General features: G+C 52.9%; 4 protein-coding genes. All 4 read right to left on the bottom strand.

All coding sequences use genetic code 11. From position 1 onward, the window contains the following. Nucleotides 1–4: 4 nt before the first annotated feature. From NST99_RS17555 to NST99_RS17540, 4 genes are read right to left on the bottom strand one after another with little or no spacing between them, the layout of a single operon-like run. The gene (locus tag NST99_RS17555) at nucleotides 5–9922 is read right to left on the bottom strand and encodes a non-ribosomal peptide synthetase/type I polyketide synthase (RefSeq protein WP_341093373.1); all 9918 of its coding nucleotides are present in this window, start codon (nucleotides 9920–9922) and stop codon (nucleotides 5–7) included. A gap of 11 nt (nucleotides 9923–9933) precedes the next feature. Then, the gene (locus NST99_RS17550) at nucleotides 9934–10641 is read right to left on the bottom strand and encodes a thioesterase II family protein (protein WP_341093371.1); all 708 of its coding nucleotides are present in this window, start codon (nucleotides 10639–10641) and stop codon (nucleotides 9934–9936) included. Beyond that, nucleotides 10638–12203 (bottom strand): serine hydrolase domain-containing protein, encoded by a 1566-nt coding sequence (locus NST99_RS17545; protein WP_341093369.1) that lies wholly within the window; start codon nucleotides 12201–12203, stop codon nucleotides 10638–10640. Before NST99_RS17545 ends, NST99_RS17550 begins: the two co-directional genes overlap by 4 nt. A 13-nt stretch (nucleotides 12204–12216) precedes the next feature. After that, nucleotides 12217–16689, bottom strand: coding sequence for an amino acid adenylation domain-containing protein (locus NST99_RS17540; protein ID WP_341093368.1), 4473 nt, complete (start codon nucleotides 16687–16689; stop codon nucleotides 12217–12219).

Here is a 16689-nt window from a genome sequence, read left to right as displayed (position 1 = left end):
CACGTCACCTTCTTCCCTTGATGGACTCCAGTGTTTTCAAGCGGCTTGCCTTTCTTTTGCGGTCTTCGGAATCTTTGAGAACCTCGCTCTTGTCCGTCTGGTCTTCCCTGTCCGCGAACAAATAGGCATCCAGCAGATGAATCGTCGGGTAGGAGTACATTTTGACAATCGACGTATCTTTGATAGACAAAGCATTGATTTGGGCATTAATCTGAATCAGGTCAAGTGAGCTTGCTCCCGCTTCGAAAAAGTTGTCATGCAGCCCAATCGCCTCCAGCTCCAGATAGTCCATGAACAGTTCTGCCAGCTTCTTCTGCGTCTGCGTAAGCGGTGGTGCATATTCGGTGCTGCTAGCCATACGTTTCCGCTTGCGTCCCGCAGGAAGAGGCCTATTAGCAGGTCTTATACCCTCCGGCGTGTTGGCCTCAAGTAAGGAATACCGGGTGTTCAGGTCGGTCGTTGACAACAGCCACTGAACGGGAGACAACTCTGCACTCATGACTTTGGATAAAATATGCTCAAGCACTTCCATTCCTTCAGCATTGGTCATTCCACCCTGGAGCTGTACCGTCTCCGGCTTTTGAGCTGCGGCATGTTCCTGGGTAATGACGATTTTGCCGATATGCTTGGCCGATGCCATATACCGGAAAGCCTCTTCCGTATCTGCGAACCGGTAGGGAATCACAGGCAGCGGTGTAAAAGTGCCGTCTTCCACATGCCGGGTAATCTCGCGGAAAAGCCTTGTGTAGCCTGGCAGTCCGCTGTCCATGCTGATGGCTGACACAGAAATTCCTTTCTCGAAAATCCGCATTCCCAGCTTGCTGTTCTCCATAATGTCCTTTACGCCCATTTCCAGAAATCTGCCATGCGGGGCCAACAAGGAAAGCCCTTTTTCGACAGCCTCTCCCGTCAGGGAATTCAGAACCACGTCTACCGTTCCGGCAGACTCACGGATTTGGTCGGCAAAAGCAAGATCCCGAGAGGAGTACACATGCGAGATACCTAGTGAACGCAGGTAGTCTCGTTTCTCTTTGGTGCCAGCCGTTGCATAAATCTCCGCTCCAGCCCACTGGGCGATTTGCACGGCTGCCAGACCCACGCCGCCTGTTGCCGTATGAATCAGCACTTTCTCGCCCAAGGAGAGCTGTCCGCGGATAATTAGCGCGTAGTAAGCTGTCATAAAGGCAATCGGCAGGGTTGCCGCTTCAGCAAACGATATCCGGGAAGGCTTGCGCACCACCGAGCTTGCCGGCACTCGCGCATATTTGCCCAAGCTTGCTCCGGCTATCGCTATCACTTCATCTCCAGGCAGCCAACCGGTTACGCCTGCCCCCACCCTCGTTACCGTTCCTGCACATTCCAGGCCGAAGCTGAAACCATAGGTATCCGGTAGCTTGAGCACACCGAGTGCATACAGCACTTCCTTGAAGTTCAGGCCGTTAGCTACCACTCTAATCTCTACCTCATCCGGTTCCGGAGGTATCCGGTATTCAGACAGGATATGGAGGCTGTTCAGTTCACCTGGGACGGCTAATCCCAGCCGGTAATTGCCGAACGCAGGCAACGTTCCTGCGCGTTCCAGCGGCAACTTGTCTGACAGTGACTGGTCACGGACTTTTCTCATGACATATTCTTCAATCTCCATGAGTACACTGCCTTCCAGATCGGTAATGCGGCAGGTATACGTCCGAGCTTCCTCACTTTGTTCCCCTTCTTGCACAATGGTGCAGAGATTAGCAGGAAACGGCCGGAGAATCTGGAGGTTCTTATACGCAAAAGGCAGATAAGCACGGCGGTCCTCCGTTTGTTCGTTGAGCAGGCTCGTTGCCCGGTCCATCAGAGCGGGATGAACTCCGTAATCAGCCGAGTCCCTTGCCAGATCCTCTGGCAGTGACAATTCGGCAACAGCTTCATTCTCGTTTCGGAAGAACCGGCGCATGTTGTTCCAGTGAGGGCCATATTGCATGCGTACCTTCGTGCCCTCCTCGGATCGTTCTGCTTCTACAGGAACCGTTGCTGTCAGTAGGCAGTTATGGAGCTTATTGAGCTCTGCGTGGCTGAGTGTCCGATCAGTCTGCTCATCCAGGCGCTCCGCGCAGCCTTTGGCATGTTGTACCCATTCTCCTGCCGTTCCTATGGAGGACATGGAGAATTCCCAGCCGCTGCTATTTTTGGACCAAACGGTTCTTAGCTCACATACCTCTTCGACTACAAGCGGCTGCACAAAAAACAGTTCTACAATGTTCAGGCCGGTATCTCCGGTTAACTCTTCAAACGATGCCCTGAGAATCTCTACATAACCTGTTCCCGGTAAAATGGAGGAACCGAGCATCCGGTGGCCGTCCAGTACCCAATGATGCTCTGCCGACAATCTGGACACATAAACCGTCTGCGTCTCTCCTGCTGTCTCACTTTTGGAGGTCAGCAGCGGGTGGGTGATGCGCAGCGGAAGGTCCGTAGGCCCTTCTTTGAAGGCTGGGGTATCCAAATCATCTTTGTCGGAGCCGTTATATCGGTTCACAGCCTCGATAGCCATCCCCGTCTCTTTCCAAGTATCCCAATCCATGCTGACTACGCGCATTCCAGACGACTCCCCGGCATGTGCACGGGCGAATCCGTCCATAAAGGCATTGGCCGCTGCGTACCCACTCTGTCCGAAAGCACCGAACGTGCCGCTGATCGAAGAGAACAGCAGGAGAAATGCCGGTGGCTGCTGCATATCTGCAAGCACCTCATATAAGGCTGTGGTACCTGCGATTTTGGGCCGCAGCACCGCTGCGATTTGTTCTCTTGTTGCGATGTGGATCATGCTTCCATCCGGCACTCCTGCGGCATGGAATACTCCGTCCAGCGGGCCGAAGCGCTCCGCCGCAGCGCAAATGATGCGTTCCATCGAAGCTCGGTCAGCGACATCGGCATATTCCACATGCACCTTTGCTCCGCTCACACATAGCTGTTCCAGCCGATCCTGTACCGGATGCGGCTTGCGGCTAACCAGCACAAGCTTGGCCTGATATTGACTAGCCAGATAATCGGCAAGCGCAAGGCCGATTCCGCCAAGTCCGCCAGTGATCAGGTACACCGCTCCCTTGCGCAAAGCGCCGGACGGAAGGGTTCTCCGGGGAAGGGGCACCCGGATGAAGCCATGTTCATATCGGTGTGAGGACCGCAGCGCTTGCCGAGTGGGAAGCGGACAAGCCTTACTAACCGATCCTTTGAAAGGCAGTGTCAGCAGAAGTCCGGGATTCGCGGCGGCGGACTCCTTATCGAGATCCAGTGTATGCACCCCGATATGCGGGTACTCCAGCGGGATAACGCTGGCTACTCCAAGCAGGGTAGCTTTTAGCGGATCTACAATGTCGTTCGAATAGACCCGTTCCATTTGATTTGTGACCAGCGTAAGCTCCAGCGGCTTCCCTTGCACGGCTACAGCGGCCGCACGAACCAGTTCCAGTACACTGTACAGGCAGCGGTTAAGCACCTCAATGTCGGCAAGATTCCCCCCGTTTCGACTGGACGCTACTTGGGCCTGAGCCAAGGTTTCGGCTTGTCCCAACCCGAGACTCCACAGATGAATGATCCGTTCCGGCGGCTGTATCCCGGCTTCGGCAAGCACATCAAACAATTGAGTATAATGGGCCGGATTGCCGGGATCGAGGGTGTACTCAGCAGAAGATTCCCTCTGAAAGGTCCCTTCGGGGTAGATCTTTATCCAACGGTCCCCTTGCTCCTCCAGCAACGCTGCAAGCTGGTCAGAGAGAAGGCTCCGCTCAGTGAACAACAGCACCGTCTGTCCGTTGCAGGCAGGATGTTTGTCTTCCGAGCGGCCCTCTTGCTCACTCCAGTCGGGGGCATAAGCCCATTCTGAAACCGGACGTTTGCGGGAAAGCGAGCTGTCCGGTTGGATATTCTCTGCCTTCCCCTGCTGATATTTCCAGTAATATTGCTTCTCGAACGGGTATACCGGCAGGGAAACCCGCCGTCCTTTGCGGTTCTCAAATACTATCTCCCAGTTGATAGCCACCCCGCTCATCCATAGGTCGCCCAAGGCCTGAAGCAGATGGACACCTGCAGCCTGTGCCTCGGAGGCTTTGGGTACTATGCTAAGAATCTTACTATTACTGCTGATACCCGGATTGCGGCGGATCAGTTGACCCAGCGTCCGGCCCGGGCCGACTTCCAGAAATACAGGCTCAAGCTGTTCCGCCAGCGTTGCCACGCCTTCCGAGAACCTGACGGTTTGCCGGATATGATTCACATAGTATTCAGGGTCCACCGCTTGTTCAGCTGTGATGAACCCACCCGTAACATTGGAGATGTACGGAATTACCGGAGCCTCCAATTTGATTTCTTGGAGCGCTTTGCTGTAGGGGCCGAGCATCGGCTCCATCATCGCGGAATGAAAGGCATGCGATACCTGCAGACGGAACGGCTCATGGCCGTTTTGCCGCAGCTCGGCTGACAGGGCACGAATGGATGCGGGCGGTCCCGAGACCACTGTGAGTTCCGGGCTGTTGGTCGCAGCCACGGACAGATCGGGCCTTTCGCCCAGCAGTGGAAGCAAACGTTCATGCCCCAGGCCAATACTAATCATCTCGCCGTGTTCCATCTGCTGCATTAGCGAGGATCGGCGGATCACCAGCCGGATAGCCTCCTCCAGCGTCAACACGCCTGCGATGCAGGCCGCCGTGTATTCACCGAGGCTATGCCCGATCATAGCCGTCTGTGAGATGCCCCAATGCTGCAAAAGCCGGGCCAGCGCATACTCCACCATGAACAGCAGCGGCTGGGCAATTTCGGTCTGGTCGATAGCCTTCAAAGCTGTTGCCGGCAGTGTTGACCCTCCCGAGTCCGGCCCCTGCTGCGGCAGCCAGATGGACCGCAAATCGGTCGCCAAGATCGGTGAGGCCAGCTCCAGACAGCGATCCATTTCAAGCCGGAATAGCGGCTGCGTATCATACAGGTAACGTGCCATTCCTGCATGCTGGGTTCCTTGGCCCGGGAATGCGAATACTACATGCACAGCCTCCCGGATACGGGAAATGTTGCGTGTTCCGCTCTGGAAAGCACGCAGGCCGGCAGCAAGCTCAGCTGCATCCGCGGCAATCCATGCCACCCGGCAGTTCAATTCTTGACGGCCTGTATTCAGCGTATAGGCGATATCAGCAAGCTGTTGCTCTTGACCTTCTGCCGAACTGAGATAACAGAGCAAGTCTTCTGTTTTTTGCAGCAAGGCTTCTTCTGTCGCAGCGGATAATAGGAACAATTCGGGTGATCCCTCACTCCGGTTCTGTCTGTTCCCATGATCTGCGGTGACGGAAAGCGGTGCCTCCTCCAGGACGACATGCGCGTTGGTTCCGCCGATTCCGAAGGAGCTTACGCCGGCACGGCGCGGCGAACCTTCCGGCGGCAGCCAATCCTGAAGCTTGGCATTGACATACAATGAACTTTTGTCGAAGCTGATTGCTGGATTTGCCTGCATATAATGCAAGCTGGGAGGCAACTGCTTGTGATGCAGTGCCAGCACTGTCTTAATGAATCCGGCAATTCCCGCAGCAGCATCGAGATGTCCGATATTGGTCTTGACTGACCCGATGGCTGTTCCAGTTCCATTGGAGGCGGGGAACAACCCGGACAAGGCCTTGATCTCAATGGGATCACCCAGTGGGGTGCCCGTACCATGCGTCTCAATGTAACTGATGGATTCTGCAGGGACGGCTGCGGCTTCCAAGGCAGCCGTCACAACCTCTAATTGTCCCTGAACGCTAGGTGCCGTGAATCCAGCCTTGCGCGTTCCATCGTTGTTAATCGCAGATCCTTTAATAACAGCGTAGATATGATCGCCATCCCGAACAGCCTGATCCAGCCTTTTTAACACCACAAGACCTGCACCGTCGCCGCTGACTGTCCCTTTGGCATCAGCATCGAAGGCTTTGCAGTGCCCATCCGGCGATTTAATCATGCCATCCTGGTAGGTGTAGCCCGATTTCTTGGGTACTGAGATCGACACCCCTCCTGCCAGCGCCAGATCCGATTCTCCTTGCATCAGGGAATTACAGGCTAGATGTACCGCTACTAGAGACGAAGAACAGGCGGTTTCTACGGTTAACGACGGACCTTTCAGATTGAGCTTATAAGAGATGGGCATGCTCAAGGAATGTACATTAAGATTTGCCGCCCGCCAGCGTTCTGTATCGTCCTCCAGCGAATCGAACAGGCGGTTTACCCAGTTCAAATGGACCGTTGCGCCCACAAATAAGCCAATGGCATCCCGGTACCGCATGGGATCGTACCCGGCATCCTCCAGGCTCGCCCAGGCGAGTTCATGCAGAATGCGAAGCTGCGGGTCCATAAGTTCGGCCTCTTGCGGACTGTAATGGAACAACTCCGCATCGAAGTATTCGATATCCTCAAGCATCCCCTTGGCCTTCACATACCTGGAGTCACGCAACAGCGTCTCGGCAATTCCGGCAGCGCGCAATTCTTCATCGGAAAAGAACGAAATGCTCTCCTTCCCATCCCGCAGATTGTGCCAAAAACTCGTCGGATCGGCAGCACCTGGAAACCTTCCGGCAAGTCCGATAACAGCAATATCACGGGTTGTTGCGGAAGCACCTTCCATCGGCTGTTGCTCTACTTGAGAGGTAACAGCTACATGATCGGTGTCGTTCTTCGGACTCCCTTCGGTTTGCTTCGCCGCCATGTACGCGGCGAGCTCTCTGACCGTTGGATATCGGAATAAATCGGTTACCGACAGTTCAATACCGGTGGAGGTACGCAGCTTATCGCTGATACGGATCGTCAGGAGCGAATTCCCGCCGATATCAAAAAAGGGGGCATCAAGTCCAATCTGTTCCACCCCTAATGCTTCCTTCCAGGCTTCCAGCACCGTGATTTCCATAAAGGCCAATGATTTTGCAGGTGTACCTCCGGTGACTGAGGAAGAGAACCGCAGGTTGCGCAGCGCCTTCTTGTCAATTTTCCCGTTGATCGTCAGCGGCAGCGCAGCAAGCTGCATGTAACGCGTAGGCACCGCATAGGATGGCAGCCGTTCGAGCAACGCTTTTCTTAGCGAACCTGCTTGCAGTGTGTCACCCGCGACAAAATATGCAGCCAGCTCCTTCTCCCGGTCAGATGACTGAATCATAATAACCGTACAGTCTTCTATTCCGGGCAGCCGGCTTAATTCATGTTCGATTTCTTGCAGCTCAATCCGGTATCCCCGAACCTTCACCTGATTGTCGGCTCTCCCAAGAAAATCAATATTTCCATCGGGAAGCCATCGGGCCAAATCCCCTGTTCTGTACATCCTGTACTCTGGATAAAGCGGATCGGGAATAAATTTGATTTCGGTTAGCTCAGGATTGTTCAGATACCCTCTTGCCACGCCTTCCAGCCCGACGCATAGTTCACCAATTGCTCCCACAGGCAAAAACTGTTGATCCCGGTCCAGAATATATGCAGTGGAGTTCGAGACAGGTCTGCCGATCGGAATTCTGGTCTCATATTCCCGTTCAATTGCAAATGTGGTGGACAGCACCGAATTCTCGGAAGGACCGTAGCCATTGACGAGTGCCAAAGCCGGGCAGGCCTGTCTCACCTTGTTAATCTGTGTTGGCGACAACGTATCACCACCAATAATCAGATAACGCAGGGAACGGAACAGCGAAGCATCCACACTGGCTAATTGATTGAACAGCGGTGTAGTCATCCACATCAAGCTTATTTTCTGCTGGAGCAGCGTTTCTTTTAATACCTGAGGCATCAGCAGCTTGTCCTGAGCCATAAGGTACAGTGACGCTCCATTCAGCAGTGCCCCCCAGATCTCGAAGTTGGAGACATCGAATTCAAACGGACATGTCGGCAAAATCACATCGCTGATGCTGAAATTCACAAACTCTGTATGCTTGACCAGCCGCACGATGCCTCTATGCTCGATCATTACACCTTTGGGCTTTCCGGTAGATCCGGAAGTATAAACAATGCAGGCTAGACGGTGTCCGCCATCATGCGGAGAAGGGAAGCTGTCCAACGGTGCTGGATCTTCTTTCTCAAGGATATCTTGGTAACACAGCGTATCAACATTTATGGATTTCATAGAAGAAAGCCGGCTATCCGTGTCTGACAGCATAAGCCGCATTCCTGAATCTTCGATCATGAACCTGATCCGTTCTTCGGGATAATCCGGGTGCAGAGGCACATAAGCCGCCCCGGATTTCAGAATCGCGAGCAGTCCCATGATCGTCTCCGGGCTCCGCCGAGACTCGATTCCAATATATTGCTCCGGCCCGGCTCCATGACGAATCAGTGCAGCGGCTACCCGGTCAGACATCCGGTCAAGCTCAGCATAGGTCCACTTGACTTGCTCATGAATTATGGCAATGTTCTGGGGATGGCTCCGTGCCATCGTGGTGAACCACTGCGGAATAGATTGTTCACGGAACTGCTTCAGGGGTTCGGCGGCGGACAACAGTCCGTTCATTTTTAATGCGTCAGGTTCAGCGATCCTAATGTCTGACACCTGGACCTCTGGCTGCGCGACAAGATTATGCAGCAGTTGCACAAAGCACTGTGACATCTGATTTACCACAAAATACTCATAGCTTTCCTGATCATAGATGAAGTCCATTTCGAAACCGCTGCTCTCCCGAATGAGCAGAGTAAGCGGATAATGAGTGTGCTCCACCATTTCAAAGGAACTGATCGACAACGGAACTTGCCCGGTTAGATCTTCCGGTACTGAGTCTGCCATCGGCTGCTCTAGGAGCACCTTATCCAGCGGATAGTTCTCCATGACCAGTAAGGTATCAAATAACTCCTCCGTACCTTGAATCCCAGCGTATTCCCGGATCTCAGACAGACCAGCCATTTCATATGGACGCCTGGCCGCGATTGCTGAATGAACACCTGCGAAATACTCCTGAACACTTTCCCTCTTTCGGCTGGAAAGACGCAGCGGCACCGTATTGATCAACAGCCCGACTATACGCCCGATGCCGGTAAGACTAACACCCCTGCCGGATAACGTCGAGCCAAATACAATATCATCAACATGTTTGAACCGCTGGAGCAATATGCCCCACGCACCATTCATCAAGGTGGCTACCGAAATGCCATTGTTTTGGCAAAATAGCCGCATTCCCGCCGCTGCCGTTCCCGGTATGTTCAGGGATACCCGTTTAAATCCCGAACGCCGGGGTTTGTAGAACGGCTGTATCGTTTGCTTTATTTCATAATCCCGCAGGCAATCGGCCCAATACACCGCTTCGCGTTCCGGTTCGCGTGAGTTTTTGACAGCAGCCAGATAAGCCTTCATTCCCGGCTTTGCTGAAAGGGACACTTCCTGATCTTCAGCGAGTGCCCGGTAGGTTTGAAGCCATTCTTCCAGCACAATGCCGAGACTCCAGCCATCCAGCACAATGTGATGGTACGTAAAGAACAATCTGCATTCCCCGTCGAACTTACATAATACGATTCTTAGGGTTTCCCGGGTCAGGTCGAAACGCATCGTACGGTTCCGTTTGCCAATGATTTCTGCAGTTAGCTGCATCCGTTCTTCTATGCTCTTACTCTGCTTCAGAGCCTCTTGATCTTCACTGGAAATGACGGCCATAAATTCATCAGGGATAATTCCGCCCGTGAAATCATAGATTTCCGGCAACGGTTCAAGGCTCCGAAGCACCACCTGCACAGGTGACCGGAGACCCTCCCATTTGAACACGGACCGCAATGCGTCATTCGCACGGTAGACAGCGAGCCAGGCCTCATTGAACAGCCGGTTATCGACTTGCCCCTGCAGGCTAAGGACAAGGTGCTCCATGTATTCACTTTTGGATTCCCCCTGCAAATAATGAAACAGCATCCCTTGCTGCAGTGGCCGCAGCGGCCAAATATCTTGGACGTTGTTTTTCTCAACCTTCATCTTGGGCCTCCTCACTTATGAACGGCAAGTGCATCCTGAATGGCGGCGATCACATCATCCTGCCGGTCATGAATAAAAAAGTGGCCGCCGGGCAGATTTTTGATCACCATGCTCCCGCTGATATACTGCTCCCACTCTATCCCGTTCTCCGCAGGCATCAAGGGATCATCGGTGCCGAGCATGACTGTACAATCCACCGGAAGCTTCACGCACCGGCCGTTACCGGCATACAACTCGTAGATTCTATAGTCCGCTTTGATGATCGGCAAAAAAACTCTCACTAGCTCCGAATGATTAACCAGTTCCTGAGCAGTACCGCCCAGCTTGAGAATTTCTTGAAGGAATAGCTCGTCGGGCAGTTTATGCAGTTGCTCCTCTCCATAACGCAGGTGCGGGGGATTACAGCCAGAGAGGAAGACATGTACCGGAAGTGCCTGTCCGCTCTCCAGAAGCCGCACACTCAGTTCATAAGCCGCCAGTCCTCCCAGGCTGTGTCCGTACAGCGCATATGGACTCCCCTGAAGCTGGCTGCCAATATGCTGTACAAGATCGTCAATCAATTCCTCCATACTGTCGCATAGCTTGGACCCGAACCGTTTGCCTCTGCCTGGAAATTCAAGGGGTACCACTTCGATATTTTCCGGCAGCAGAGTCCTCCATTTCAGGTAAATGGCTGCTGAGCTACCGGAATACGGAATTGTAAAAAGCTTGATAGTCATAAGGAAGCCTCCTCTTGAATCACTTGCGGGTGTGTCCGGCGGTCCGTTTGCACCGCTGGGTGTAGCGGGAACCACATTTTTAACAGTCTTAAGGCCGAGAACATCGTTCCTGTAATTGCGATCAAAATCATAGCCGGGACTATCGTAAACGGTGCCCAAACGACAATAAATCTCCAAGGATAGCCCCAAAAAAGCATTTTGGGCATATACCAGGCCACGCCCATAATAAGAGCGGCTAGGATAACCAAACCGGATGTCTTGGCGTATAGGGCGAAAGAAGGTCCCCTGCGCATCCGTCTGCCATTGCGGATCAAGCGCAGATCCTTGACCCATACGTAGATCATCCAGAGACAAAGAGCCGCACAAATGAGGATGATGATCCGTCCTGCGAGATTCGCCGTGTCCATAGTATCCATTGGTGCAGCGGCAGGTTTCAGATCTTGCTGCAAGGCATACAGTCCCTCGCAGATGGCGTAAGTCGCCGTCGTGTTCCGATTCCCCAGGACAGCAACTCCGATTTGTTGTACTGGATCAAACAAGACGTAAGAAGAGTAATTGGGATTATTGCCCCCATGTGAAAAGAGGGTATGATCTCCTTTGTTAAACACAAGCCAGCCACCTCCATAGCTAAAAGGTGTCGTGTACGGAGGAGTTTCTGTTGCCTTGACCGTTACATCGGGAATCTGCGCACGGGCAATGGCCCTCCTAAGCTCTGAAGGTGCTGCTGCCGGGTTCATCTGTAGATTCAACCAGCGGGCCATATCCTTAGCGCTTGACAAAATGTAGCCTGCGGGTGTATTCCCGCGGTAGACGGGGGCTTGATACTCTCTGTTGCCGATAAGTCCAGGCTTGTAGCCTTGGGAGATTTTCGTGCCACCTTGCAAGATCGCTCTTCCTGCGGATGTTTGCTCTAAACCCAAAGGCTGCAAAACTTCAGCGGACATATAGGATTCATAGGACAACCCGCTCACAGCTTCAATAATCGCGCCAAGCACATCATAATTACCGGTGGAGTACAGAAATTGAGTCCCCGGTTTATACCAGAGCGGATTCTCGCTTAGTCCGAGCACCGTATCTTTGAGTGCGGTATCTTCGGTGGACGGATCAATCAGCGCAACGGAATCACTGCCCAGCCCACTGGTCTGGTGGAGGAAATGCCCAACCGTTGGTTCGGCAGACTCCCCCTTTGCTTGCAGTGCTAACCATGGCAGATAGCGGGTTACTGGCGCTTCCAGGTCTACAAGCCCTCTTTCGACAAGCAGCAGCAGACCGACGCCGGTAAAGGCTTTACTGTTGGAGCCAAGTTCGAACAAGGTGTCCGGGGTTACCGGTATATTCCGGCTGGTGTCAGCTTTGCCATACCCCTTAACATAAGTCTTGTCACCGCGAAGCACAGCTACAGAGACACCGGGAAGATCCATCTGATCCATCAGCTTAAGCACATATTCGTCGACGGACTCAGCCGAAATCCCGCTGCCAGCAGTATTTGCCGAAGCTGGCGGCAGCGCAGCTATGCCAAGCAGAATACAGGCACAGAGCATTTTGATTAGCAAGCGGTTCATGCCATCCCCCCTGTTACTTGAATAACGAATCCAATTCCTCCTGCGTCATATCTACCGCATCAAAATCGGCCGGTGTCCAGTTTGGCTCCCTCTGAACCGGCGGTTGAGTGAGAAGTTCCACAAAGAAGGCTTCATACCGCTCCATCCACTGCTCTATGACCTTGTCCGGCATACTGGAGGGATAACGTAACTCCAGATACAGTCTGCGCTTCAGAATATAAGCGTTGATCTCCAGTACGAATGGTGTTGCATTGTCTTCAGCCATATCCGGTCCTGTTGGCTCATTCAGAACACGCAACAGCCCATTTCCGTAATCCTCCTGAAATTCCCCAAGATAATTGAACAAAATCCGGGGAACAGCCGGTGTAATCTGCCCTAATCCATAAGCCCAAATGCCATATCCCAGACCTTTGCGGGGCACCGCCCTGAACTGTTGGAGGATGTTATCCCTCCTCTCGATTACACCTGTACCTGCCTCAACCGTAATTCTGACCGGATACAGACTGGTGAACCAGCCAGTGGTACGCGAGAGATCAATTTCAGGGAACAAGGGCTCCCGGCCATGTCCTTCCAGCCAAATGACCTGCGTCTGCCAGCCCCAGTTATCATGAAGTGCCAGGGCAAGCGCAGTCTGCAGCAGCTCCTGGGGCTGTAGCCCGTTAATCTGCCGACACTGTTCAAGCAATAGCCCCGTTTCAGTAGGGCCGAACGTCAGCGTACGAAGCGTCGTACGTCCACTACCCGGTTGCCCTAAACAAAGCCAATGATCATCTGGGAGGTTGTAATTTCCGTTCCAATACTCCCGCTCCCGCTGGACCAGCGGTTCAGCGCGTTCGCTCAGCGCCAGCGCCCAGCGCTTGTACGATGATGTTTTGGGCAGCCACTGGTGTTCTCCCCGAAGCAATCGTCCCAAGTCCTCCATAATAATCCGCCATGAGACACCGTCTATACAGACATGGTGAGCCGCCAGCATCAGACGATTAGCACGTCCCGGCTCCATAATCAGACAGGCGCGGAAAGGGAACTGATCCTGCTCAGTAAGGCGTATGCCTGCCTTCAGTACGGTGGTATACGACAGGAACTCTTGCTCTCGTTGTTTAGAATCAAATTCGGTCAAATCAAGTACATTTAACTTAAACTCACGCACAGAAAGGTCGTTGTTATAGGATAACTGCTGCTTTACAGAGTCATAATGCAAGCGCAAGGAGTCATGCATCCGAATCAACTGCCTTATACTCTCTTCAAGGGTATGCATGGCAACATCTTCTCTGATCTCCAGCAGCATCGATTGCAGATAGTAGTCTTTATTCTTAAGCTCCCGGGAGAAAAACCACGACAGGATCGGTGTCAACGGGATGATTCCCTCCGGCGGACCCTGCGGCTGAACCGCCTTATCTTCCGTGAGATGCAGCAACATTTCGCTTATGAGAGGATGATCCAGAATGTCTGCCGCGCTGAGTTGAAGTCCTTGGTTTTTGAGCAGGCTTGAAATCTGAATCGCTTTGATGGAATCCCCGCCCAGATTAAAAAAACGGTCCTCCAGGCTGATTTCCCTACGCTCCAGAACGGTCCGTAGTGCGGATAAAAGCCGTTCAGTTTGAGTCCCCCCTTCGTACTCCTGGACCTCTGCAGGGGCGGCATTTAAATCTTGTGCAAGCTGCCTCCGATGGGTCTTCCCATTAGCAGTAAGCGGAATCTCTGTCCTAAAAATGATGCGTCCCGGAACCATGTATCCAGGCAGGATGCCTGCCAGACGGCTGCGGATATCCAACGCTGTAAGCGAGCCTCCGACAATACAGGCGACCAGCTCCATGCCGGGACCTTCACCCTCCGTCAAGACAACTGCATTACGGATACCCTCCATCTCCAGCAGGTGATGTTCAATCTCTTCCGTCTCGATTCGGTAGCCTCTAACCTTAAGCTGGGTATCGCAGCGGCCGATATATTCCATCACTCCGCCTTCACCCCACCGGACCAGATCCCCCGTACGATACATCCGGTTGCCCTTGTTCACTGAATCCGGCAAGAATCGTTCCGCCGTCAGCTCGGGTTGATGGACGTAGCCAGCCGCAACACCGGGGCCGGAAATGTAGAGCTCTCCCCTCGCGCCTGGAGGCAGCGGCCGCAAATTCCTATCCAATATATATAGCTTCGCATTTGCAGCAGGTACTCCTATTGGAACCGCCGCTCCCTTGTCTTTTATGGGATCATAACGGTAAATCATACAGCCTACGGTTGCTTCCGTTGGCCCGTATTCGTTATAAATAGCCAGATTAGGCCCGTAGGCTTGCTGAACGGCTGCCGCAAGGCCGGTCTTGAGACTCTCCCCGCCCACAATCAGTGTCCGCAAGGCAGCATTCGGCCTCCGTTCTTCCCCCATAAGCGCAAGATGGGAAGGGGTAAGCTTGATTATTGTAGCTCTGTTCTCGCTCAGAATCCGGCTCAAGGTATAGTCCTCGCCGCTGGAAGGGTATATCCTCAACTGAGTGCCGCTGACCAGTGGTACGAACAAGGATGTCAGCGTCAGATCAAAGGCGATTGAGGAATAAAAGGCGAACACCTCGTGTTCAGAGGTCAAGTATTCTGCCGCTGCCCAAGTGATATAGTTGGCCAGGTTAGAATGAAGAACTTTCACCCCTTTGGGTGCTCCTGTAGATCCCGAGGTATATAGGATGTAAGCCGTTTTTTCAGGACTCGGCCTCTGCTGTTCCCCCGCAGGCAACGGGCTATGCCGGAGCAGATGCCGGGGATTGCGCGTTGGAATAGGCCAGCCGGAAGCCGGTTCCTCTGGCAGATCAGTCAACAGGCAGATTGCTTCCGAGTCTCGGAGCATATACTCCGCTCTGGCGGCCGGAACTCCGGGGTCAAGCGGCAGAAAAGCCGCGCCGCACTGAAGAATCGCCAGGATTGTAATGACCAGTTCGGGAGAATGATGCATCCGTACGCCTATAACGCCTGACACTTGCGGAAATTCTGCAGTCAGGGCTGCCGCAAGGCAATTGACCCGCTGCGCCAATTCTGCGAAGGTCTGCTTCTCATCAGCACAGCTAACGGCAATCCGATTCGGATGGAGCCGAACCTGATCTGCGTATAGATCCATAACCGTCTTTTCAAGTGGATAGTTATGGATAGAATGCTGGTTGTAATGAATCAAAGTTTGTTCCCATTGCCTTTCGGTAGACAGTGTTAGTTCCTTCAATGGGAGGTCTGGAGTATGCACCATCTGGTTCAACACATGCAGGAGACATTCCACCAGCGTTTCTGCCTCTTCCTTGCCAATGATCTGTGTCTGGTAGTCCAAAGTGAACAATAACGTGCCATCCTCGGACCAGTCCTTGATCATCAACTGTACAGGATAAGCCTGCTCGCCGGAGTAGAACTCCTCATTGCTAATCCTCATGCTGTCCACGGTTGTCAGCAGATGGGTATTATAATAATTCACAGCGGCCTGGTATAAGCTGCCATGCCCTTTTTTTCGCAACTGAAGATGCTTTGCAAGGAGATCGAACGGATACTTGTGATTGGCGAGATTACGTGAATATTCACGGCGTACCCGCTGTAAAAATGTCCGTATAGACAGGCCGTCCTTAAGATGCAGCGACAGCGGCAGATTGCCAGTGAACATGCCAACCGTTGCCTTGGTGTGAGCAGAGCGGTTGGATACAGGTATGGACAGGATTAGATCGTCTCTCTGGTAATACTTGCCTAGTACCAACCCGAATGCGGCAGATAAAAATAGGGGCAATGACACATTAAGCTCTGGCAGAATACGGATAATCTGCTCTGTGGCCTGCTTGTCGAGCAGGCGGGTATAGCGCCTGCCGGCTGGAGCAGTGGCAGTTTTGTCAAACAGCGGTTCGGGAAGAACATCAAATTTGTTCTCCCAAAATTGTTTGTTGCTCTGACAGCGCTGAGAGCTCAGGTATTGACTTTCGAGATCAAGATAAGTCAAATAGGAGGGTTCAGACACGGCACAGTCAGAAATGTCTTCCCTGCCCAGCGATTCATAATGTCCGAGAATTTGTCTGGTCAGCAGGTCCATTGACCAGCCGTCGCAGATGATATGATGGGCTTTCAGGAGAAAACCATTATCCTGCTCCCCCACCTTGAAGGTAGCAATGTGGTATAAAGGAGAATCGAAAAGTTCAAATCGTTTTGCCGCCTCTGCCTTCACCCACCTCTCATAAGCCGTCTGGGGATTGGCATATGAGCTGAAGTCGTAGCGGGGCAACGGCTGTTGCGAAGTAGTATCCGCTACATATTGTTGCGGTTCACCGTCTTGTGCCCGCAAACGCAGGCGCAGGCCATCATGAGACTGAATCACATTCTGGATCGAAGTTTCCAAACGGGGGAAGTCGAGCGTTCCGTGAATACGGACACAGCCACCAATATGATGTACGGCTGTCTGGGGATGAAGGCATTCTGTATACCAAATTCTCTTTTGGGGATGGCTTAAACGATGCAATGCCTTATTCACAAGATCCAT

Origin of the sequence: Paenibacillus sp. FSL L8-0470 (assembly GCF_038008625.1) — a bacterium.
Taxonomy (GTDB): domain Bacteria; phylum Bacillota; class Bacilli; order Paenibacillales; family Paenibacillaceae; genus Paenibacillus_AQ.
The sequence above is the reverse complement of the archived record's forward strand: the minus strand, read 5'-3'. Positions and strand labels throughout refer to the sequence as shown.